This is a genomic window from Paenibacillus sp. GCM10027630 (assembly GCF_042676305.1).
Lineage (GTDB): Bacteria > Bacillota > Bacilli > Paenibacillales > NBRC-103111 > Paenibacillus_S.
On the sequence record NZ_JBHTGY010000035.1, the window covers coordinates 1 to 20,702 of the forward strand.

Below are 20,702 nucleotides of genomic sequence, written 5' to 3' on the forward strand. Positions count from 1 at the left end.
TGGTTCTTTGGGCTATGTTTCACCGGATCAATACGAGGCCATGTATTACAAAAAGGTTGTGTGATATCTCTTATTTGAGTGTCTACTTTCTTGACAGAGATCCATTTTTCCTGATATTTGCGTGGGGTTTACTAGGCTGCCATGTATCGCCGCAACGCACGCCCGGGATTCGCGCGCGTTGGAAAGGGATGTGAGGATTCTTCGCAACCATATATCGAAGATAAAATGGTAGATGTGACTGCCCCTTATTTTAGCAGTTTATTGCGGTCATTTGAAGCTCGTATCCCCACCGCTGCAAGCCAACGATACTAAGTAAAATCACCTCAACAATAGCGTCCGTAATCTCACATCCATCCCTCCACACGTACATACGTATGAGTTTATAGAATAAGGACAATCAGGGTAAATTTCTTGATGGTTTTTCTTACACGTCATATTGGATATGTTTTGGGGTGAGCGAAGCTTACTCCTTATTTCAATTTTGGGTAAGGTAAAGGTCGGACTCGAATGTATGGAAGCAAATAGATTTCAATGAGTCTACGGGCCTTCGATCAGGTACGGATAGCCAACTCTATATACAGTAGAGGGGAAGTCTTTCTTTGCATTGAAGGGAATCCATCCTATGCTATGTCTTTGGATCCATCTAATATGAATCCCGCTGACTAACGGAACGTGAATCCTCTATTGGTTGCAAACCGATCCCATTTCATGAAGTCGAGGAACTACGATGCGCTATTCCAATTTTTATAGGCTGAAATGCCTTATTTTTAAACAAATAAGTGATCCTAGTTCCGTTTCACTCGAATACTAACGTGAAAACAATGAAATAGCGCACCTCATTTCCTCCCAAGCGAGTGATCAGCAGTGTTAAAGGGGATGAAGACACGCCACCGCTTTAGCAGTGAAGGTACATAGGGAATACTACAATGGTAATGGATTAGGCCGTGATATTTTCCAACGCGCGCGAATCCCGGGCGCGCGTTGCGGGATTGCATGGCGGTAGGTCGAACCCCACGCGAGGTTTGCTTATATACCAAAAGTGAATAGTTGGAAATGACTTTTATTTTTTACCTGACTGTGGTAAGGTAATGAGGTTGAAATGCTGCGCAAGGAGGGAATAAATGAGTCGACGAGAGGAACTTAAGAAAATTGCAGTGAGCCATCTTTTACAATTTGGCTACGAAGGTACGAAGCTTGCTGATATAGCAAGTGAGGCAGGCATCAAAAAACAATCCATGTACGCCCATTTCAAGGATAAGAAGGAATTGGTTATTGAAATCCACGAAGAAGCGATGAAACAGGAAATGGCCTATTTGCTTGCTTTTTTTGATAAACATAAGGGAAAATCCATGAAGGATATTCTTCACATATTCATTCTCGAAATGAAAGACCGTTATTTGGATAAGCAAAATGTGAAGCTTATGTTTCTAATGGCTTTTATTCCTCCTGAGGGATTACAGGATTTATTTCTCACCTTATATGAAGCTTATTCGAGGCAATTATTAGAATTGCTTGAGCTGGCTTTCAGTGACGATTCTTCTATTTCGGTTGATTCGAAAAAAGCGGCGTTGGCTGTTCACACAATCTATGATGGCTTGACGGCAAAATTAATATTTGAAAGTCCCGAGCGCTTTGTACACGCATCAGAGGTAACCTTCTCCCTTCTATGGGAAGGAATACAATACAAGAAAAATAGTTAAGAGGTATAACCATGCAAAATCAAAACAGAAGTTTACAATCACTGGAAACCGATTCCGTGGCAAAAGTGTTTTTCCGTTACTTGATTCCATCTCTTATCGGTATGTTCATGATGTCCATCAATGTAGTTATAGACGGGATATTTGTGGGGCATCGGTTCGGATCGGTAGCGTTGGCTGGAATTAACGTTTCTTTCCCAGTATTTTCGATTTATATGGCCATTTCATTATGGATTGGTATTGGAGGAGCGGCACTCTATTCCAAAGCTTTAGGCGCCAAGCAATATACCAAAGCGCAGTCCATATTTACACATTCACTTACATTGATTTTTAGCATAACGATTGTTATTGGATTTATTGCCTTCATGCTGCGTGAACCGGTGGCGCTTTTCCTCGGTGCTAACGCGGAAACAATGCCCTATGTAATGGATTATATGAATGTGCTTTTATCCTGCGGCTTTGTTTTTACAGTACAAAATTCGTTCAGCGTGTTTGTCCGAAACGATGGCAATCCTAATCTTGCTATGATCTCGATGGTGGTCACAGCCATTTCCAATGTAATTTTGAATTATATATTTTTGTTCGTATTGGATTTCGGCGTAGCGGGCTCCGCATGGGGACTAATCGGTGCGGCTGCGATTGGTTCATGTGTATTGTTTACTCATTTTTTACGAAAAGAAAGCACGCTCAAATTTAGCAAGCCAACCTTTTCATGGGAGTTAACAAGAAACACTCTGATCATTGGATTCCCGAGCTTCATTGCGGAAGTTGGGATAGCTGTTTTTACAGCAGGCTATAATATTGCTATGGCTCATTGGGTGGGGACGGTAGGAGTATCCGCGTTCTCCATATTGAATTATGTGCACAGTGTGATGCTTATGATGTTCATTGGTATGGGCTCGGCTATCCAGCCGCTAATCAGCTTCTATCGTGGAGCGAAGCAGCGTGTGAGGGAGCGAGAAACGATCCGAATTGCTGTCAAAACAGCGTTGGGTACAGGAATTGGAATATTACTGGTCGGCATTTTTGCCGCGGATGCAATTGTATCAATGTTCGGGGATTTTTCAGCTGATGTCCGGGAGCTGGCTATTACGGGAATTCGGTTGTTTTTCATCGCTTACTTATTTATGGGAATTAACTTTGTGATGATGACTTATTTTCAAGCGACAGAACAGGTCAAAATGGCTATCTGGATTACGATTGCAAGGGAAATGCTCCTGATGATTGCTTTTCTATTTACACTGCCTCATATTTGGGGCATAAACGGTATTTGGCTCGCGATTCCACTATCCGAATGTATAGTGACGCTGACAGTCTACCTATATATCAGGAAGCAAACAGGCAGGGCTTTAACCGCATCTGCTGGACTTAGTCGATAAGGTAAAGGTAAGGGCAGCTTACAAAAAAAAGGACCGTACCGGAATAAATTCCGAGTACGGTCTTGTTTTATTATTGTTATAGGCTGCTTATTTGCCGCCCATTTGTTTGTTAGCGTCACGAACAACATCAAATTTCTTGTCATCGGATGTTGTATAACCACGGTGGGAATATACTTCATAGATGATTTGTTGACCAGCTGGATCTTTACCGATAGCGATGAAAGCATCGGAAATCTTTTTGCGCCATTCTTCACTCATGTCTGTACGAACAGCGATAGTGTCGTTAGGAATAGGTGCTGTAAAGAACAGAACGCGAGTTTTGGAGAACACGTCTGGAACATCCTTAACAACGTTCAAACGAGCATCCTGGAACACGGCAGCAGCATCAACCTCACCATTTAATACAGCAAGAACGCCTTTGTCATGACCTTTAACAACGATACCTTTTACATCTTTATCCGGATCGATTGATTTCTTCTTCAACTCAAGACCTGGGTAAATGTAACCAGCGGAAGAAGTTACATCCTGCCAAGCCACTTTTTTACCTTTAAGATCTTCAATCGTTTTGATTGGGGAATCATTTTTTACGATGATCATGGACTTGTAGGAATCTACAAGCTTGGATTTATCTTCTTGACCTGTTGCATCATCAACGCCATAACGTTGTGCTTGAAGCAATAGATCTGCTGCTTTTTTCTCATCATGCGCTAATACATATCCAGTTGGAGGCAAGAAGCCGATATCCACTTTTTTGGAAGCCATTGCTTCAATGATAGTGTTGTAGTTAGTGGAAATGGATACTTTTACTGGTATGCCGAGACGGTCGCCAAGCAGCTTTTCTAGCGGCTTTGCTTTGGCTTCGAGTGTTTCAGCACTTTGGGAAGGAACGAACTGTACTGTAAGCTCTTTAGGTGCATAGCCTGCAGGCGCTGCTTTCTCTGTAGGTGCCGGTGCAGGAGCTGGTGCGGCTGGTTTATTCTCTACTTTACTCCCACAGCCAGCAGCGATTCCTGCTGATAACATTAGTGTTAAACTTACCGCTGCAAATTTCTTGAACATTTTTTTTGACCTCCTGTTAATTGTGGAATCGAATCCATATACTACTATAGCATATAATAGAATACTCATCAGTAAAAAGTTTGTAAACTTGATGTAAATGAATCTCCCATCCACTTATTGGCCAGTTAGACATTGAATTCCCAATCGTTTCTTTGATATATTGAAGTAGTTGAGCTTGTAAAAGAAGAGTATTTCAAAGTTGGAGCTGATTCGGATATGGAAAAAAATGCGAAAATTAAGATAACCATTTTGGAGACCAGTGATATTCACGGTTATATGTTACCCATTCAATATGCAAATAATGAGCCCACTGAGCAAGGATTTGCCAAATTGGCTGCTTTGATTTCTGAAGAACGGGCTCGTAATCCCCACTTGATCGTCATTGATAATGGGGATTTGATTCAAGGAACTCCATTAGCCTATCATCACGCCCGTTTGAATGCAAATGTGGAGAATCCGATGATACGTTGTCTGAACGAGCTGCAGTACGATGCGGCTGTTCTTGGCAACCATGAGTTCAATTACGGGCTCCCCTTGTTGAATAAAGCAGTAAAGGAATCGTCTTTTCCGTGGCTGGCCGCTAACATTGTGGATGAGGTGAGTGGCGAACCCTTTTTCGGTAAACCCTACATAATGAAAGCTTTTGATAACGGCCCTCGCGTTGCTATTCTCGGATTAACTACTAATTATATTCCTCATTGGGAAAAGCTGGAGCATATTGCAGGATTGCGGTTTGAAAATGTGCTAGAGACTGCACAGAAATGGGTTGCTCACCTGAGGGATGAGGAAAAAGCTGATGTAGTTGTTGTCTCATATCATGGAGGCTTCGAACGTAATCTTGAGACTGGTGAACCTACGGAACCGCAGACAGGTGAAAATGTAGGCTATGCCTTGTGCCAACAAGTCGAAGGCATTGACGTGCTCCTTACCGGACACCAGCACCGCTTAATATCCGGCCTTAGTATTAATGATGTTGTGGTAGTGCAGCCAGGAAGTCAAGGCGCCTACCTAGGGAAGGTTCAGCTTCATTTAGAACAAGAAAATGACCAGTGGAAAATAGTAACCGCGTCTTCCGAGCTGCTATCAGCAAGCGGGGCGAAGCCGGTAGAGAAGATCATTGATTTGCTGCAAGCTGATGAGAGACTTACCCAGCAATGGCTTGATCAACCTATTGGCAAGCTGCTTGGTAATATGTTAATAACGGATCCTATGGAGGTTCGGCTGAAGGAACATCCTTTGATTGAGTTTATAAATCGGGTGCAGATGGATATCTCGGGTGCGAGTATTTCCAATACTGCATTATTTGATAATATTTCTCCGGGATTTCCTCCAGACATCACGATGCGTGATATTGTATCCAATTACATATATCCGAATACGCTGCAGGTGATACGGATAACCGGACAAGATATTAAGGATGCTCTCGAGCGCTCTGCATCATATTTTGCCACGTACACAGGCGGATCGGTTCAGGTTAATCCGGCCTTTAGTGATCCCAAGCCACAGCATTATAATTACGACATGTGGGAGGGCATCGAATACAAGCTCAATATTTCGCGGCCGGAAGGGGAACGGGTTGTCCATTTGACGTATGAGGGTCAGCCTATTGACCGTAACCGTGAATATGATGTGGTGATGAATAATTACCGTGCCGGAGGCGGAGGCAACTATGCAATGTTTCAAGGGAAACCGGTTGTCCGTGATATTCCAACCGATATGGCTGAATTGTTAGCTACCTATATTATGGAAAAGGGCACCATAGAAGCTGCTTTAAACTCGAATTGGGAAGTTATATGGTAGGCAATTGGAACACTTGTTATAGATAGGCAGGGATAGTCCAAACCATAAGAGACTTGCCCACATACTATACATTAATCCATTGTGAAAAGGAGGGTTAACGTATGGGATTGGGATTAGAAGGTGGAGTTGGTTGTGGAGTTGGAGGTATATTTACTAGCACAGGTGTTATTTTAGTATTGTTCATCCTTCTTGTTATCGTTTTGAGAGCATGTATCTAATTATGATCGACCATAAATGATACCCAAAAGCAACTAGGCTGTTTCAGCGCTAGTTGCTTTTTTCTATAGATTTAAGCAGATTTTTTTGGAAATATATTTACTTAATGAACGCGGTGATGTATTATCGAATTAAAGCATTGAAGTAACATAAATTTAGATTAGGAGCTGACTTCATGGAAAATTTAAAGGAAATCAACATTGTCCCTCGTAAAACTCTCGAAAAAATCAAGCCTTACTCACCAGGCAAGCCGATCTGGGAAGTGCAAAACGAGCTAGGCCTGACCAAGGTTATCAAGCTGGCTTCTAATGAAAATCCGCTGGGTGCTTCGCCTAAGGCGATTGCCGCTATTAACAGCTTTGTGACGGAAATACACCGATATCCTGATGCAGGGGCTAAGCTTGCGAGTGCTGCTATAGCAGCTAAGCTAGATATTAAAGCGGAAGAAATTATTGTAACGAACGGTGGAGATGAGCTGATCTCGCTAGTTTCTGAAGCGTTTCTGGAAGCGGGTGATGAAGTTGTCGTACCTTCACCTTCTTTCAGTGAATATGAATTTGGCGCACATTTGATGGGAGCCAGGACTGTGCCTGTTCCACTTGCGGAAAATTACCAATATGATGTCGATGCACTGCTTACAGCTGTAACGGAACGGACCAAAATTATGTACATATGCTCTCCCAACAACCCAACGGGCACTTATATTCCGGCTGCAGACTTAAAGCGGCTCATTGAAGCTTTGCCCAAACATGTTCTCCTGATGGTGGATAGTGCTTACAGTTACTATGCTTATGCAGATGATTATACAAACGGTTTGGAATATGTCAGAGCTGGATATCCGGTTATCGTACTGCAAACATTTTCTAAAATATTTGGACTTGCGGGAATACGTGTAGGTTTTGGAGTTGCTCCTGAAGCTGTTATAAGTACTATTTTGAAGGTGAAGGAGCCTTTTAATGTGAATGCATTGGCTCAAGCAGCAGCAGCTGCAGCTATCACGGATGAAGAACACGTACAAGCATCGGTTCATGTGAACGACTTGGGTAGGGAGCAGCTGTATAAGGGATTCAGCGAGCTTGGCTTGAACTACACGACTAGTATGAGTAATTTTGTTCTGGTGGAGTTAGGAGCGGAAGCGAAATCTATTTATGACCAGCTTCTTGCCAAAGGAATTATTGTCCGCTACGCCGCTATTTGGGGCCTCCCGCATCATATCCGCGTTTCGGTTGGGCTGCCGGAGGAAAATGAATGCTTGCTTGAAAGCTTGAAGGAAATTATGCGGTAATTACGGATGGTAGTATACTATTTTTTCCAATGGTTGGATTCAAATATGCTGATTGATGTAGTATGATCGAATCAAAGCTTATAAGATTTGAGCAATTACATTATTTCAGGAGGGATTATTTAATGAGTCTATTGTTGTGGCCGAATGGAACACCGAATGCGTTGGGAGATGCTGCCGAGGACAAACCAACCCTGGTGCCTTACCTGGTTGAGGTGGATCATCCTACAGCTGCGGTAGTGGTATGTCCAGGTGGTGGTTATGCTCGGAGAGCTGACCATGAAGGAGAGCCAATTGCTCTGTGGTTGAATTCTTTGGGGATTTCCGCTTTTGTTGTACATTACCGCGTTGCACCCTATAAACATCCCAATCCGCTGCTGGATGCTCAAAGGGCGATCCGCACAGTCCGCAGCAGAGCGAAGGAATGGAATATTGACTCTAACCGTGTTGGTATTTTGGGCTTTTCTGCTGGAGGCCATTTGGCATCCTCTGCCGGAACGCATTATGACAATGGTCAACCTGATGCGGAAGATCCGATTGAACGCGAAGGCTGCAGGCCGGATTTACTTGTATTGTGCTATCCGGTTATTAGCTTTATATCGTTTAAACATTCCGGCTCCAAGCAAAATCTACTTGGCGAATCTCCAGATGCAGCTCTTGTTGAGCATATGTCCAGTGAATATCAAGTGACAGAGCAGACGCCTCCTGCATTCCTATGGCACACTGCAGATGATGCTTCAGTTCCGGTAGAGAATAGTCTTATTTTTGCTTCGTCTCTTAGCCGTAATAAGGTTCCTTATGAACTGCATGTATTTGAAAGCGGGAGGCATGGACTCGGTCTTGCAGCAGAACAACCTGGTGTACGAGCATGGCCGGAGCTATGTGCGGATTGGCTGAAGAGACAAGGGTTTAGTCCGTCTTCTGATTAATTTCGTAACCTTGTGGTTTAAAATAAATCCCCGCAATGATCAGCATGGAGGATGAGATGGCTTATACACGGAACCCGGGAGCGAGCTATGAGTTGTATCCTTTAGGAGAACAGGCTGTTGTTATTCGCTGGGAAGGCGGTATTGATGACCAAACCTGGAGACTTATAGACCATTGTTTAGAAAGCTTGGAGAGGCATCGGTTCCCTGAACTTATAGAATGGGTTGCAGCTTATCGGACTGTGACCGTCTATTATGATCCTGTTGCATTATATTTGAAATCTGCTCGTGGCTATGACCCGAATGAGAATAGAACCCCCTATGAGCTGGTTTGCCGCTGGATACATCATTGTTTGCGAGAGCAGCAGCCCGGGGATGTCGGCGAGGATAGTCTGGAAAGTAGAGCAATTGAGCCTGCTGCCCGTATTAAGACCGTACCGGTTTGTTTCGGTGGAGTTCACGGGCCGGATTTGGGCGAGGTAGCGCTTCATACAGGCTTGCGGCCAGAAGAAGTTGTAGAGCTGTATTGCTCCACTACTTATTTGGTACATATGATAGGCTTCGTCCCAGGTTTTCCATATCTGGGAGGCTTGCCTCAGCGTCTGCAGACGCCACGACGCAGCTTTCCTCGGGGAGAAATACCTGCAGGCTCTGTAGGCATAGCTGGTGAGCAAACGGGGATTTACCCATTGGCTACTCCTGGAGGCTGGCAGTTGATTGGACGGACGCCTATGACGTTATTTGACCCTGCTCTTTCTCAGCCGTCTCTGTTTAGTGCTGGAGATTATGTCAGGTTCATGCCAATAACGGTAGCCGAATTTGACGCAGCAGTCCAAAGATAATTTGGATGCAAAACCTTACGGGAGTGTCGGACTTATATAGGATGACTGCAAGATTCGATATGAATAAGCTTCCTGGGATACTTTGTGATCAACAGGGGGCTTAGGTTGCAGGAATGTTTAAGGCTACATAAACCTTAAGGCTAAGGATGGAGGATTATGCAGTGACCATTGAAGTCATTAAGGCGGGGCTGTTCACTACGGTACAAGACGGGGGAAGGTTTGGCTACCGCGGTATCGGTGTCGTCACAAGCGGTGCTATGGACAGGTTCGCCTTGCAGGCAGCGAACCTGCTGGTAGGCAACGAGCCCGGCGCAGCTGTGCTCGAGATGACCCTCACGGGCGCGTCGCTCGAGTTCCACGACGACGCGCTCGTTGCGTTATGCGGCGCGGATATGGACGCGCGCGATGAAGAAGGGCCGCCGCTGCCCGGCTGGCGGCCTGTGCTCGTGCGCGGCGGCACCGCGCTGCGCCTCGGCCACACGCGCCGCGGTGCGCGCGCGTGCCTCGCTGTGGCGGGCGGCATCGCCGTGCCCGCTGTGCTGGCGAGCCGCAGCACGCACGTGCGCTCGCGCCTCGGCGGCCTCGCAGGCCGGGCACTGCAGCCGGGTGACCGGCTGCAGGTCGGCCCGCCTGCGGCGGCCGCTGCCGCGCTAGCCGCGCGCTTGGCCGCGGCTGCGCCAGAGGCACAGATCGCCCCGGCTGCGTGGGCGATCGCGCCAAAGGCACGCCCGCCGTATGCGGAGCATCCGGTGGTGCGCGTGACTCGTGGGCGTGAAGCAGAAAGCTTTGCAGGCGGGAGCCTGCAAAGCTTTCTGTCCACGCCCTACCGTGTAACCCCACAGTCGGATCGCATGGGCTACCGACTGAACGGCGAGCGTCTTCTCCTATCCGAGCCGCTCGAAATGATATCCGAATCCGTGACTATGGGCACGGTTCAGGTTCCGCCGGACGGTCAGCCTATTATTCTAATGGCTGACGCTCAAACCACTGGCGGGTATCCCCGTATGGCTCAGGTGGCGGCGGTTGATTTGCCAGTTCTCGCTCAAATGCGACCTGGAAGCATGCTGCGCTTCCAAGAAATATCACTTGCTGCTGCCCAGGCGCTATATATTCAACAGCAGCTGGAGCTGCGGGAGCTTGCCGCCGCTATCAGCTTAAAAATCGCCGGCTCATGAGTGGCTGTTCAAAAGACCCTTGTTTTGGAGAAAACGAATATAATTATTTTTTAGCTTGAATTAGAAGCTGGATTTATGTGTTAATAGTAGTGTAGCTGGCCAGCTAACGATTTAACGGAAAGGAGTGATCGTGAACGATGATTACAATACTTGAGGTGGTCTCTGCGTAAGCAGAGGCTCCATAACAAACGGGGAGGCTTTACTAGCCTCCCTCTATTTCTTAAAAGACAATTCGGTCATGGACATTAAACATATACATAAGGTATAATAAGGAAGTATTTGGAATCATGAAACTAAGACGAAAGGAGTGGCGTTCGATGTATGAAGGCACATTTACCAATAAAGGGTTTTGTGACAATTGAATAAGCATTTTCTCCATCACCGTCACCTGACGTCATTGACATGAACCATAATATATAATATGGAACCCAGGCACGATACGGCAGATCGTGTTTTTTTGTTTTCATGTGTGACCCTACATGCTGACGATCCAAGCTTGATCAATTATGACTTGCTTTTGTTAGCTTACTAACTACCTTCAGGAGGTGTGAAGATGAAAATGCTTATCTCTTTCACGGCGGCGCTTGCAACTAAAGCACGGAAGGAGGATTTCATCGATGGGGTACAAAAACGGAAAGGATATTCTTCCCGCTAGCCTGCTTAAGCAATTGCAGGATTATATTTCGGGAGAGATTATCTATATTCCCAAAAAAGAACAAACTCGTGCAGGCTGGGGAGAAAATAATGGCACTCGCCAGACGATTCAGCGGCGCAATACCGAAATATACCGGCTCTATGAGAACGGTTCGACCGTTCCGGAGCTGATACAAAAATATCATTTGTCCGAAGACAGCATTCGCAAAATTATTGTAAAGACTCGCGGCATGGCTGTGCATCAGCACTAGCCGGAGCTGCACGAACGCAGTTGACCAATATGCCGGATTTCCATACACTTGAAAAAAGCCGGAAGGCTTTTTTTCGTTGCGTAGAAAATATAAGTTTATACTTGGATAACGGAACGAGTTCTTCCGCAAAACGTAAATTGTACATCGAGGACGCGTTTATCCGTTTATCCTTGGTTATGTAGTTCCCTTGGTCAAGCAAGGCATAAGGGGACTGATCAAGCTTTTCAGGGGGGAAATAATGAGCAGCATCGATTTGAATTGTGACATGGGTGAAAGCTTCGGAGCCTATCAGCTTGGGCAGGATGAAGCGTTAATGAAGCATATTACTTCTGCGAATATTGCTTGCGGCTATCATGCAGGGGACCCCGCTGTCATGCGTCGAACTGTACGTAAATGCCTCGACAATGGAGTTGCCATTGGCGCGCATCCCGGACTGCCTGATTTGTCCGGGTTTGGCAGACGTGCCATGCAAGTAACGGCGGAGGAAGCTTACGAAATGACTGTGTACCAAATTGGTGCATTATGGGGATTCATACGCGCCGAAGGTTCTGCTCTTCAGCATGTGAAGCCGCATGGTGCCCTTTACAATATGGCGTCAGTTGATGCAGCCTTGTCAGAGGCTATTGCGGAAGCTGTGTATCGCATTGATCCGGAGCTGATACTCTTCGGCTTGGCAGGCAGTGAGCTGGTTAAGGCCGGGAGTAGAATAGGGCTTCGGGTCGCAGGAGAGATTTTTGCTGACCGGACGTATCGTGCGGACGGAACCTTGACGCCGCGAACCGAGCCGCATGCCCTGCTGCATGATGCAGACGCTGCTGCCGATCAAGTGATTGCAATGGTGAACAGCGGCATTCATCAGGGCAGCCGCGAGTTTTGGATGGCTGATACGGTTTGCATTCATGGAGACGGACCGCATGCCTTGCAGTTTGCTGTAAAGATTCGCGAAAGGCTGGAGCTGGCCGGTATTGCTGTTCGTGCGCTTAAGATTTAGATAAGGGTGTTATCCGCTGAAATAAGGAGTATCCCGATGATATCAGTGTTTGTGTATGGCACTTTGCTTGTAGGAGAATCCAATCATCATGTTGTAGCTCCTCATTTGCTTGAAGTTGAGGCTGGAGCTGTGCTGGGAGAACTCTATGGCTGCGGTTCATATCCGGCTGTGGTAATAGGCGGGGGATCACATGTAGTTCATGGCGAATGGCTTACGGTTACTGAGGAAGGCTTGTCTGCTATGGATGTGCTTGAGGAATATTATGGCCCTGGAGCTGACAACGACTATGAAAGAGTGTGGGTTCATGACGCTTTTACCAAAAGGGAAGGCTGGATATACGTTTGGTTAGAGCCTCGAGGCAATGACAGAATAAAAGAGGGCTCTTGGAGAGCCTATAACAAAAAAGAGAGCTAAGGGTATCTCCTTAAGCTCTCTTTCTGGTAGAACTCCAGTCTTCCTTTTCTGATTTCTTAATAATCTCTGTCATACGGATAGCCAGTCCATGGGCGTCTTCTTCACTAAATGTGCTTTTGATATCATCGTACGAGACATTGTCTTGAAATATTTTACGAGAAACGTTGGAGTCCTTATACCAAGCTTCGGTAATGGCGAAGTGTCCTTCTTTCTTTAGCCATATCTCATGATAATACTGCTCTTCTTCATTGCGCAGTTTCATGGACATATAGTAAGCCAACATAGGGATTCGGGGGTCTGAAATTCGTTGACTATAAACAGAACCTGAAGATACCGGTTGACCGAAGGAGATATATTTCGACACTTTTTTTATAAGATGGTCAATATTGTCCATAAAGTTCTTCTCCTTTTATAGTTCAAAGTATCCAATAAAGGTTAAGTTTTAATCAAATAAACCTGTCTTTATATAATACCATAGTTCGTATTACTTATAAATAAGTATTTTTTCCTGAATGTAAGAATCTTGTGTGAAATATTCCAACAAAGTTTGCGAGTAAAATGATATAATAAAACAAAAATTTGAGGCGAAATTTGGGGAGATCCGAAGATGGGCAATTACAAAATTTTATTAGCTGATGATGAGTTGGCTTTGCGATTTTTATTGACTGAAACCCTTGCAGATGAGGGGTATGAGATTACAGAGTCGGAGGATGGGAAAGAAGCGCTCGGATATATTCAACGGGAAAGATATGATCTGATTATTCTTGATTATATGATGCCTGAATTGACTGGTGTTGAGGTGTGCGAGTGGCTGCGTAACCATGAAAATCCGAATCAAACGGCTCCTGTAATCCTACTGACTGCCAAAGCGCTGGAGAAGGATCGTGAACGTGCGAGTGCTGCGGGAGTTAGTACATATATTGTAAAGCCCTTCAGCCCCTTGCAGTTGGTTGACACCGTCCAACAATTAATCGAAAGCAGACAGTGAGCCGCCTGTTTAAGAGTAGCTAAATTGAAATCGAAAACGACTGGAAGTGAACAGCTTTGCGGCACACAACTCAAGAAGAGCGGATACAAAAAGAAGCAAGATTGATGAAAGAAGGACGAAAGCGTTATGTGGTGGAGCTTCGCAAACAGTTGGACAGGCTTCGAGAGCTGTTTGCTGCTACAGACGAGAACATAACTTTCGATACAGCTCTCCAGATTTACCGGTTGGTACATACTTTAAAAGGCAGCGCGCCGATGTTCGGATTTGTACGAATCGGAGATATTGCAGAAAAGCTTGTTCAGCAATGGGAATGGGCGCAGGGTCAAGAGACGCTATCCAGCACCAATACGTCCGTAATAGTTGGGTTTCAATCAACTGTTTCTGAAGGAGCTGTATGGTTGCAACAGCTTGCGATGGAATTGGATGTTTATTCTCAGGAATTGGATTTGGATGATAAACAGGACCAGAAGCTATTGCAAGGCTCTGCCGTTGCTCATGGCAGCCGTCTCCTGGTTATAGATGATGATGAGGTACTTCGTTCTTACCTTGTCCGTCGTCTTACTCTGGAAGGTTATATAGTAGATGATGCAAGAGATGTTGCTAGCGCCCAAAGGCTGCTGCGAGAATTCACATATGATCTCATTACTATAGATTTGATGATGCATCCACAATCAGGCTATGAACTGTTCGAATTTGTGAAAGAGGATCCTACCTTAAAATGGGTGCCGCTTGTGGTGCTTTCCGGACGCAGCGATATCAATGATAAGGTTCGTTGTTTTTATTTGGGTGCGGATGATTATATAACCAAGCCCTTCCAGTATGAAGAATTAAGCGCACGAATATACGGCCTGTTAAAACGGACGAAAAATTTTGAGCAGATGGCATTTCGCGATCCGTTGACAGGTGCCTATAACCGACGCTTCTTCGATCATCAAATTTTGGCTGAGCTGCAGCGTATTCAACGTTATCCTTCGCCCATTTCGTTAGCATTTATCGATATTGACCGGTTTAAATCAATCAATGATACGCACGGGCATCATATCGGAGATATTGTGCTTCAGGGATTGGCGCATTTGCTTCAAAATCATTTGCGGGAAACCGATTTACTTGCGCGTTTTGGTGGTGAAGAGTTTGTTATTGTGCTTCCAGGAGTGACGGGAGTGGATGCGAGAAAAGTAATGGAAACTATGCTGCAGCATACCCATGCAGGCCCAGTTGCCCAATATGAAGGCCAAGCCTTCCATATTACTTTCTCGGCCGGAGTTTGCGAATGGTCCGAAGGCATGTCGGTAGCTGAGTGGATTAGACGAGCCGATGATGCTATGTACTCCGCTAAGCAAAGCGGGAGAGATCGTGTTCTATTGTATGCGGATGATATGTCAGCCGCGCTTTCTGAAGCTTCGGCTGGGGTGGAGACACGCAAGAAGACAGTATTGATAGCCGATGATGATCGAATCCTGCGTTCGATTCTAGTTTCCAAGCTGCAGCATCTCCCGGTTCAATTCATTGAGGCGGTTGACGGTGAAGAAGCCTACACCATTATTAAAGCGCAGCCCGTGGATTTGTGTATATTAGACGGTGTAATGCCAAGGCTGGACGGATTTGGAATGTTGAATCGATTAAAGCAGGAAGAAGCAATGCCAGAAGAGCTTCAAATTCTGATGCTTTCGGGTCGCAGCCGTGATGAAGATATGTCCAAAGGCCAGCAGCTAGGCGTTAATGCTTACATGCATAAGCCGTTTTCGATGGTTGAACTGGAATTCAAGGTGAAGCAGATGCTGGAGCTTGCATAACTTTGCTTATACTTATTTAGAAGCGAAGCAACCGTGCTTTTATCGGAATTGCATTCATATAAAAAGAGCACTTCGTGCCATTTAATGGTCCCGAGATGCTCTTTTTTCATGTATTATTTTCTATGCAATCGGATTAAATTATACTTCAACCATACTGGCCGCAATGTCTTGTAATTGCTCTTTACTTAAAGTGTGGTCTTCGGAAAAAATAGAAATATAAGTATCGCCACGTTTGAACACAAGCATATCCGTATCACTTGGTTTAATCCATTTTGCAGAAACGTTGTTGGACAATGCTACATCCGTTCCTTCATATAAGGAGGAGTAATCTCGTGGACTCTCCATGATAATCATATGATTAAATATATGACGGACGGAGTCTTCGGAGCTTCCAGTCCCTTTGTATTTGTCTCCAGCAACTATTTTTGTCGGGATATATGCTTTAAAGCCGCTGAGATTTTGGAACTGCTGCGCGATTAAGCTTTTTTGTGATGCCGTAAAAGTAATGGCTGTCAAGGGCGAGGTTTCATTAACACCGTCTACTCTTTTGCCTAAAATGACCGTATTCGTGTCGGCATCATAGTCAATAGGTGCGTTGAAGGCTGGTGATATGGCACGAAGCGGGACATAAGTCGATCCGTTATAAGTTATGGGCAGTACTTTCTGGCCTGTTTCATCCAGGGGGTACCAGTCAGCGCCGTTTAATTGAAAGGTAATGTCTCCGTTTAAATAAGCTTTGATTTCTTGCAGGTTGCTTCCCGCATAGACTCCTACGGAGCCTGCAAGCAACATTGCTATCGATAATACCCCTACATACAGTTTATGTCTTTTCATAATTCTCAGGACTCCTCTGTTTATGAACGTATTGAGTTATTGTAGTGTATTGGAGTTGGACTTTTTCAATTTATCTTTTTTTCATTTCAAAAATTCGCAAAGCGACCTCTGATGATAGGAGATTTCACTGACTCCAGATTGAGTAACAATAAGACTATCGTCAAATCGGATGATGATCCCACCTGAGTCTACGACATGGTCGTCTTGAAAAACACGAATAGCGCGTTGTCTCTCCAGTGCCTCTTGAAAATCTTGATCGGTTATAAGTCGACGGTTTTGAGCCATTTTGAGTATCCCCTCAAATAAATGTGCGTACTTTAGAAGACTATTCTATCATAAATAGTGTTTGCATGAAACAAAAGAAGCCCCCTACGCACAAACGTAGGGGGCTATACCAGCCAGAGCTATCAATCTTGAAAAGTATCGCTGCGCTGAAAGAGCATCAACGGCATTTTGAAAACAAAAGCAACGACAATGACGATGCCAATAATCATGCCTATCAAGACGAGTACGCTGCTTATGGATAAGCCGCCGATACCCGTAATGACATTGGCGATGTTGCAGCCGGGGGCGATACGGGAGGAGATTCCCATCAATAAACCGCCGCCTATAGCAAAGGGCATCCGCGAAGCACGCGGGATACGTAATTTAAAGCTACCGCTTAAGAGAGAAGCTGCGAATGATCCGATTACGAGAAATATAACAAGCGTTTCCTCAGGACCAAGCCCAATTCTCGGGAATTCGGCAAACAAAGCATTAAGATACGTATTGTTAAATACAAAGTCATCGCCCAGGAGCTGTGCCAGAGCAACGGCACCGATTCTCGTCTCTGGCCCTGTAATGCTTACATTGGACATAAGAGCGAATTGAATGGTTGCAACAACGCCTATCAAAAAGGCAACTAGTCTGATATCCCAGTGAGACTGCTTCAGCGGGCTGCCTTCCCAATCGGTCAATGCCGATTTGATTCCACTTAGCAGACCGGAAATACCGAAACGATAAATGACGATAACCAGCATCAGAATCACAATTGCAGCAGGAAGTACATAATAGGGCAGCGGCCATGCAAACAGAGTATAGCCGTTTTCTGCAATAGTAAGAGGCTTTAGTGCATCTCGAGCCCACGGATCATATAGAAGGGCGAACAATAAATTGCCGGCAATTGCAAAGAATAGAACAATCCAAAATTGAACATAACCCATGCCGCAGCGATAAAGTGTTCCCGAGCCGCATCCGCCGGCAATTGTCATGCCGATTCCAAATAAAATACCGCCGAGCAGATTAGCACCGCCTAAAGGTACTGTCCATATATCGGATACGCTTTTAATTCCAAGCGTCAGCATCAAACCCCAGCCCAGCAGAGCTGTTGCAATCAGAACGAGCACACCATTCAAGATGCGCGTATCTTTTACGCTGATCCAGTCGCGGATCGAGGCGACAAAGCAGAAGTCTGCTTTTTGCAATAGAAATCCGTACAGAAACCCGAAGATGGCGGCCAACAAAAATACATCCCAAGTATAAGCCATCGATGTCAACATCCTAACCTTTTAAAATAAACTAAGCCTTTTTGATGAAAATGTGGTAGTTTCCGCCTTTTTTGGCGACACCGAGAAATTCCCCGTATTTGTTCATTTTAACAGCCGCCGGAATTGTTTTGGTGGCAATGGAATGATCTGTAATCTCAACGACGATTTCTCCTGACTTGGCGCGTTTCAATCCAGCAAGTGCAAGATTCAACGTATGAGGGCAAACTTCGCCGATTGCATCGACTATATGATCCGGTTTTAATTCAAGTAATTGCTGTTCATTTAAGCTCATCTGTTGTTCTTCCTTTCTAGTTGTTCAGGATTTAAACTTTCTATTACAAAGTCGGAGGGACCAACCGCAATGTCATGTCCCTGCTGCTGCCAATCAAGCATCCCGCCCAGATGGTTATGGACACGCTCAAAGCCATTAGTACTGAAATATTTGGCAACCTCGAAGCTGCGGCGGCCGCTGCGGCATACAAAGACATATTCCTTGTTCTTATCCAGACGATCAATAACATCAATAATGTCGCCCATGGGGATTAGAGGAAGCTCGGAAATATGAGCAGCCTCATATTCTTCCGGCTCCCGGACATCAATAACAATCACCGGATTGTCAGTTTGGTCTAAAATATTTTTGAGCTCATGAGAGTCCAAATGTGAAATGCCTTCAATAATTTGAGCCATGGAGTTTTCTCCTCTCTATTTCACAACCGTGGTATCATCCGCATTGCCCCACTCTGCAAATGCGCCCTCATAAGGACGAACATCGGAGTAGCCTAGCAGGCGAAGGGTGAAGTAAGTGTGTGCCCCACGGATATTGGTTTGGCAATAAGGAACGATAGTTTTGCTTTTATCGACTCCAGTTTGATCGAATGCTTTGCTTAATTCCTGATAGTTTTTGAATCTTGGCACACCGTCGGAAGAGTTGGCATCTATTGCGTCACTCCACTCCCTGTTGACCGCTTTATCGATATGCCCGCCTTTTTTATTTCCGCGCAGGTCTTCACCGCTGTATTCCTTGGCTGAACGAACATCCAGCAGCACACATTGCTGCAAATTCAGTGCCTTAAGTTGCTCCTTTGTCGTAACTAGCTTATCATTGGGGACAGCTGCAAAATTTCCTTTAACAGGGGCTGGAGGCGTATCGGTGGATACTTCCTTCGCTGCGGCTGACCAGGCTGCATAGCCGCCATTTAATACTTTAACATGATCCTTGAGTCCATAATATTCAAGTGCATAAAAAACACGGCTTGCGTTCAAGGAATTGCCTTCATCATATAGCAGCACCGTTGTGTCACTGTTAACGCCAAGGCCTTGGAATAGCTCGGTGATTTTCTCTTTTGAAGCAATTGAGTTATTGGCCGAATCCTTTAATAGACCGGAGTTCAAAGCGTATGCACCTGGAATATGACCTTGTTCATAGCCTTTTGCACGGGTGTCGAATATTTTCACTTTGCCGTCCTTCAGATGCTCTTCGGTCCACTTGACATCAGCAAGCAGTGCCGCGTTAGGATATGGATCGGTGGCCTTGATGGCTGCAGCAGCGGCTTCTGGTTTGGCGGCGTTAGAGGCCGGTGGTGTTGATGCTGGAGTGGCCGATTGTTTCTGACCACATGCAGCGGTGACAAGCGTTAATGCAAGTAATGGAATGAGAATGAATGTTTTTTTCATATGATTTCCCCCAAGATGAAATGTTTTCTTGATTTCAAAGCTTTATACCCTGTATAATATCATTAATTCCGATTGATTTACAATGATTAATTTTGTGAACTTTTTAAAGTTGTGAGGAGAGCCTGCAAATGTTAGATGCCAAAAAACTAATAATGCTCGCCGTTTCCCTATCTGTAGTTATGAGCGGCTGTGCGATGGAGACCAAACAAGAGGCTGCTCAGCGCTTGCAGTCAAAAGCAGGGGCTGGCGGGGATAATGCGAATAATTCGCAATCCGCTGCCGGTAAATTAACGAGCGTTCAATTCTATGTGCCGAGTGAAAAAGAGAACAAGCTTTCCGTGATTGATGTGGTATCGAGCAAGGTGGTTGGCAGTATTCCACTTGCCGAGGCGCCATCGACAATCGTGTTTTCTACAACGATGCGTGAAGCCTATGCTGCGAATATGATGAGCAGCACCATTTCTTTTATCAATACACAAACTCTAAAGGTTGAGAAGGAAGTGCCGGTTGGTCCGATGCCCCATGGTATGGTCCTCTCACCCGATAACAAAATGCTGTATGTTGCTGCTGTTGCCGACCAATTTGTTTACCTTGTGGATACGAAGGAGGGCAAGGAAGCTGGAACCATTGATTTAGGTCAAGGTGCCAAAACCAATTACCTCGTATTATTTGGAGATAAGCTGTACGTGAGCGACCATGAGAATCATAAAGTATATGTCGTGAATGTAAAAAGCAAACAAGTCATGATGACCATTCCGACTGGAAAAATACCGCGTGCCATCAGGCTCAGTGATGATGGGAAGAAATTATATGTCCCGACCGCCGGAGATAATGCGTTGGAGGTATACAATACCGCTGACGGGAAGCTGTTGAGTAAAATCAATGTGGCACAGGGAGCTACTGATGTTGCCGTTTCTGAAGATGGACTAACCGCAATTGTAACAAGCATGGAAGGCAATGCTGTCAGCTTTGTTGATCTAACCAATGGTAAAACACTCAAGACGATTAACGGCTTGGCCGGTGCGAGGCATATTTCCTATAACCGCCAACAGACCAAAGCTTATGTGACGCTAAGCGGTTCCGATGAGGTGATTGTAATCGATACCATCAAACAAGAGGTCGTCGAGCATATTAAGGTTGGGGCGCAGCCGCATGGCATTCAGTTGAAGGCATTGCCGGGTATTGGAGGAAGCTGCTAGCT

The 20,702-nt window shown here is 45.3% G+C and carries 22 protein-coding genes; 14 read left to right on the top strand and 8 right to left on the bottom strand.

Going from position 1 to position 20,702, the window contains the following annotated elements; genetic code table 11:
• The first annotated feature begins 1,121 nt into the window (after positions 1–1,121).
• Both ACFQ0C_RS16770 and ACFQ0C_RS16775 read left to right on the top strand, forming a co-directional pair.
• Entirely contained in the window at positions 1,122–1,700 is a 579-nt protein-coding gene (locus ACFQ0C_RS16770; protein WP_379368226.1) for a TetR/AcrR family transcriptional regulator, read from the top strand.
• Between the two features lie 11 nt (positions 1,701–1,711).
• Positions 1,712–3,076, top strand: coding sequence for an MATE family efflux transporter (locus ACFQ0C_RS16775; RefSeq protein WP_379368227.1), 1,365 nt, complete (start codon positions 1,712–1,714; stop codon positions 3,074–3,076).
• Positions 3,077–3,163: 87 nt separating this feature from the next.
• Here the strand turns inward: ACFQ0C_RS16775 and ACFQ0C_RS16780 are convergent, their stop codons facing one another.
• Positions 3,164–4,135, bottom strand: a complete 972-nt coding sequence (locus ACFQ0C_RS16780; protein WP_258218149.1) for a phosphate/phosphite/phosphonate ABC transporter substrate-binding protein — start codon at positions 4,133–4,135, stop codon at positions 3,164–3,166.
• Positions 4,136–4,351: 216 nt separating this feature from the next.
• Between ACFQ0C_RS16780 and ACFQ0C_RS16785 the strand changes: the two genes are divergently transcribed.
• The 9 genes from ACFQ0C_RS16785 to ACFQ0C_RS16825 all read left to right on the top strand — a co-directional run bounded on the left by ACFQ0C_RS16785 (position 4,352) and on the right by ACFQ0C_RS16825 (position 12,686).
• Positions 4,352–5,935 carry a bifunctional metallophosphatase/5'-nucleotidase gene (locus ACFQ0C_RS16785; RefSeq protein WP_379368228.1) on the top strand — a complete coding sequence of 528 codons (1,584 nt, stop codon included), beginning with the start codon at positions 4,352–4,354 and terminating at the stop codon, positions 5,933–5,935.
• Positions 5,936–6,042: 107 nt separating this feature from the next.
• The gene (locus ACFQ0C_RS16790; RefSeq protein ID WP_379368268.1) at positions 6,043–6,153 is read left to right on the top strand and encodes a YjcZ family sporulation protein; all 111 of its coding nucleotides are present in this window, start codon (positions 6,043–6,045) and stop codon (positions 6,151–6,153) included.
• Between the two features lie 173 nt (positions 6,154–6,326).
• Positions 6,327–7,436, top strand: coding sequence for a histidinol-phosphate transaminase (hisC, locus tag ACFQ0C_RS16795; RefSeq protein ID WP_379368229.1), 1,110 nt, complete (start codon positions 6,327–6,329; stop codon positions 7,434–7,436).
• A 122-nt stretch (positions 7,437–7,558) separates the two neighbouring features.
• Positions 7,559–8,362: an alpha/beta hydrolase gene (locus tag ACFQ0C_RS16800; protein ID WP_379368230.1), complete on the top strand. Its 804-nt coding sequence runs from the start codon at positions 7,559–7,561 to the stop codon at positions 8,360–8,362.
• A gap of 56 nt (positions 8,363–8,418) precedes the next feature.
• Positions 8,419–9,201, top strand: a complete 783-nt coding sequence (pxpB, locus tag ACFQ0C_RS16805) for a 5-oxoprolinase subunit PxpB (RefSeq protein ID WP_379368231.1) — start codon at positions 8,419–8,421, stop codon at positions 9,199–9,201.
• A gap of 161 nt (positions 9,202–9,362) precedes the next feature.
• A complete protein-coding gene (locus ACFQ0C_RS16810; protein WP_379368232.1) occupies positions 9,363–10,376 on the top strand; it encodes a 5-oxoprolinase subunit C family protein in 1,014 nt (337 codons plus the stop codon).
• Positions 10,377–10,993: 617 nt separating this feature from the next.
• Positions 10,994–11,281 carry a CD3324 family protein gene (locus ACFQ0C_RS16815; protein ID WP_258218156.1) on the top strand — a complete coding sequence of 96 codons (288 nt, stop codon included), beginning with the start codon at positions 10,994–10,996 and terminating at the stop codon, positions 11,279–11,281.
• Between the two features lie 238 nt (positions 11,282–11,519).
• Complete coding sequence (locus ACFQ0C_RS16820; protein WP_379368233.1) at positions 11,520–12,272, top strand: LamB/YcsF family protein; 753 nt, start codon at positions 11,520–11,522, stop codon at positions 12,270–12,272.
• Between the two features lie 36 nt (positions 12,273–12,308).
• Entirely contained in the window at positions 12,309–12,686 is a 378-nt protein-coding gene (locus ACFQ0C_RS16825) for a gamma-glutamylcyclotransferase family protein (protein ID WP_379368234.1), read from the top strand.
• Between the two features lie 10 nt (positions 12,687–12,696).
• Here ACFQ0C_RS16825 and ACFQ0C_RS16830 read toward each other — a convergent pair whose 3' ends face one another.
• Positions 12,697–13,080, bottom strand: coding sequence for a hypothetical protein (locus ACFQ0C_RS16830; RefSeq protein WP_379368235.1), 384 nt, complete (start codon positions 13,078–13,080; stop codon positions 12,697–12,699).
• 213 nt (positions 13,081–13,293) lie between these two features.
• Between ACFQ0C_RS16830 and ACFQ0C_RS16835 the strand changes: the two genes are divergently transcribed.
• Together ACFQ0C_RS16835 and ACFQ0C_RS16840 are read left to right on the top strand one after the other, a co-directional pair.
• Positions 13,294–13,674, top strand: coding sequence for a response regulator (locus tag ACFQ0C_RS16835; RefSeq protein ID WP_258218160.1), 381 nt, complete (start codon positions 13,294–13,296; stop codon positions 13,672–13,674).
• Between the two features lie 104 nt (positions 13,675–13,778).
• A complete protein-coding gene (locus ACFQ0C_RS16840) occupies positions 13,779–15,467 on the top strand; it encodes a diguanylate cyclase (RefSeq protein WP_379368236.1) in 1,689 nt (562 codons plus the stop codon).
• Between the two features lie 138 nt (positions 15,468–15,605).
• Here the strand turns inward: ACFQ0C_RS16840 and ACFQ0C_RS16845 are convergent, their stop codons facing one another.
• The 6 genes from ACFQ0C_RS16845 to ACFQ0C_RS16870 all read right to left on the bottom strand — a co-directional run bounded on the left by ACFQ0C_RS16845 (position 15,606) and on the right by ACFQ0C_RS16870 (position 19,501).
• A complete protein-coding gene (locus ACFQ0C_RS16845; RefSeq protein WP_379368237.1) occupies positions 15,606–16,301 on the bottom strand; it encodes a stalk domain-containing protein in 696 nt (231 codons plus the stop codon).
• 81 nt (positions 16,302–16,382) lie between these two features.
• A complete protein-coding gene (locus tag ACFQ0C_RS16850) occupies positions 16,383–16,586 on the bottom strand; it encodes a hypothetical protein (RefSeq protein ID WP_379368238.1) in 204 nt (67 codons plus the stop codon).
• Positions 16,587–16,708: 122 nt separating this feature from the next.
• Complete coding sequence (locus tag ACFQ0C_RS16855) at positions 16,709–17,827, bottom strand: YeeE/YedE family protein (protein WP_379368239.1); 1,119 nt, start codon at positions 17,825–17,827, stop codon at positions 16,709–16,711.
• A 31-nt stretch (positions 17,828–17,858) separates the two neighbouring features.
• The gene (locus tag ACFQ0C_RS16860) at positions 17,859–18,119 is read right to left on the bottom strand and encodes a sulfurtransferase TusA family protein (protein ID WP_171650010.1); all 261 of its coding nucleotides are present in this window, start codon (positions 18,117–18,119) and stop codon (positions 17,859–17,861) included.
• Positions 18,116–18,514 carry a rhodanese-like domain-containing protein gene (locus ACFQ0C_RS16865; protein ID WP_379368240.1) on the bottom strand — a complete coding sequence of 133 codons (399 nt, stop codon included), beginning with the start codon at positions 18,512–18,514 and terminating at the stop codon, positions 18,116–18,118. The genes ACFQ0C_RS16860 and ACFQ0C_RS16865 overlap by 4 nt, the downstream gene beginning before the upstream one ends.
• 15 nt (positions 18,515–18,529) lie before the next feature.
• Complete coding sequence (locus ACFQ0C_RS16870; RefSeq protein ID WP_379368241.1) at positions 18,530–19,501, bottom strand: sulfurtransferase; 972 nt, start codon at positions 19,499–19,501, stop codon at positions 18,530–18,532.
• Positions 19,502–19,629: 128 nt separating this feature from the next.
• Between ACFQ0C_RS16870 and ACFQ0C_RS16875 the strand changes: the two genes are divergently transcribed.
• Positions 19,630–20,700: a YVTN family beta-propeller repeat protein gene (locus ACFQ0C_RS16875; RefSeq protein ID WP_379368242.1), complete on the top strand. Its 1,071-nt coding sequence runs from the start codon at positions 19,630–19,632 to the stop codon at positions 20,698–20,700.
• Positions 20,701–20,702 lie beyond the last annotated feature (2 nt).

Bases quoted from the DNA above. Each gene is read 5' to 3' on its own strand.
- ACFQ0C_RS16770 (WP_379368226.1), top strand. From the start codon at position 1,122: ATGAGTCGACGAGAGGAACTTAAGAAAATTGCAGTGAGCCATCTTTTA.
- ACFQ0C_RS16775 (WP_379368227.1), top strand. From the start codon at position 1,712: ATGCAAAATCAAAACAGAAGTTTACAATCACTGGAAACCGATTCCGTG.
- ACFQ0C_RS16780 (WP_258218149.1), bottom strand. From the start codon at position 4,135: ATGTTCAAGAAATTTGCAGCGGTAAGTTTAACACTAATGTTATCAGCA.
- ACFQ0C_RS16785 (WP_379368228.1), top strand. From the start codon at position 4,352: ATGGAAAAAAATGCGAAAATTAAGATAACCATTTTGGAGACCAGTGAT.
- hisC (WP_379368229.1), top strand. From the start codon at position 6,327: ATGGAAAATTTAAAGGAAATCAACATTGTCCCTCGTAAAACTCTCGAA.
- ACFQ0C_RS16800 (WP_379368230.1), top strand. From the start codon at position 7,559: ATGAGTCTATTGTTGTGGCCGAATGGAACACCGAATGCGTTGGGAGAT.
- pxpB (WP_379368231.1), top strand. From the start codon at position 8,419: ATGGCTTATACACGGAACCCGGGAGCGAGCTATGAGTTGTATCCTTTA.
- ACFQ0C_RS16815 (WP_258218156.1), top strand. From the start codon at position 10,994: ATGGGGTACAAAAACGGAAAGGATATTCTTCCCGCTAGCCTGCTTAAG.
- ACFQ0C_RS16820 (WP_379368233.1), top strand. From the start codon at position 11,520: ATGAGCAGCATCGATTTGAATTGTGACATGGGTGAAAGCTTCGGAGCC.
- ACFQ0C_RS16825 (WP_379368234.1), top strand. From the start codon at position 12,309: ATGATATCAGTGTTTGTGTATGGCACTTTGCTTGTAGGAGAATCCAAT.
- ACFQ0C_RS16830 (WP_379368235.1), bottom strand. From the start codon at position 13,080: ATGGACAATATTGACCATCTTATAAAAAAAGTGTCGAAATATATCTCC.
- ACFQ0C_RS16835 (WP_258218160.1), top strand. From the start codon at position 13,294: ATGGGCAATTACAAAATTTTATTAGCTGATGATGAGTTGGCTTTGCGA.
- ACFQ0C_RS16840 (WP_379368236.1), top strand. From the start codon at position 13,779: ATGAAAGAAGGACGAAAGCGTTATGTGGTGGAGCTTCGCAAACAGTTG.
- ACFQ0C_RS16845 (WP_379368237.1), bottom strand. From the start codon at position 16,301: ATGAAAAGACATAAACTGTATGTAGGGGTATTATCGATAGCAATGTTG.
- ACFQ0C_RS16850 (WP_379368238.1), bottom strand. From the start codon at position 16,586: ATGGCTCAAAACCGTCGACTTATAACCGATCAAGATTTTCAAGAGGCA.
- ACFQ0C_RS16855 (WP_379368239.1), bottom strand. From the start codon at position 17,827: ATGGCTTATACTTGGGATGTATTTTTGTTGGCCGCCATCTTCGGGTTT.
- ACFQ0C_RS16860 (WP_171650010.1), bottom strand. From the start codon at position 18,119: ATGAGCTTAAATGAACAGCAATTACTTGAATTAAAACCGGATCATATA.
- ACFQ0C_RS16865 (WP_379368240.1), bottom strand. From the start codon at position 18,514: ATGGCTCAAATTATTGAAGGCATTTCACATTTGGACTCTCATGAGCTC.
- ACFQ0C_RS16870 (WP_379368241.1), bottom strand. From the start codon at position 19,501: ATGAAAAAAACATTCATTCTCATTCCATTACTTGCATTAACGCTTGTC.
- ACFQ0C_RS16875 (WP_379368242.1), top strand. From the start codon at position 19,630: ATGTTAGATGCCAAAAAACTAATAATGCTCGCCGTTTCCCTATCTGTA.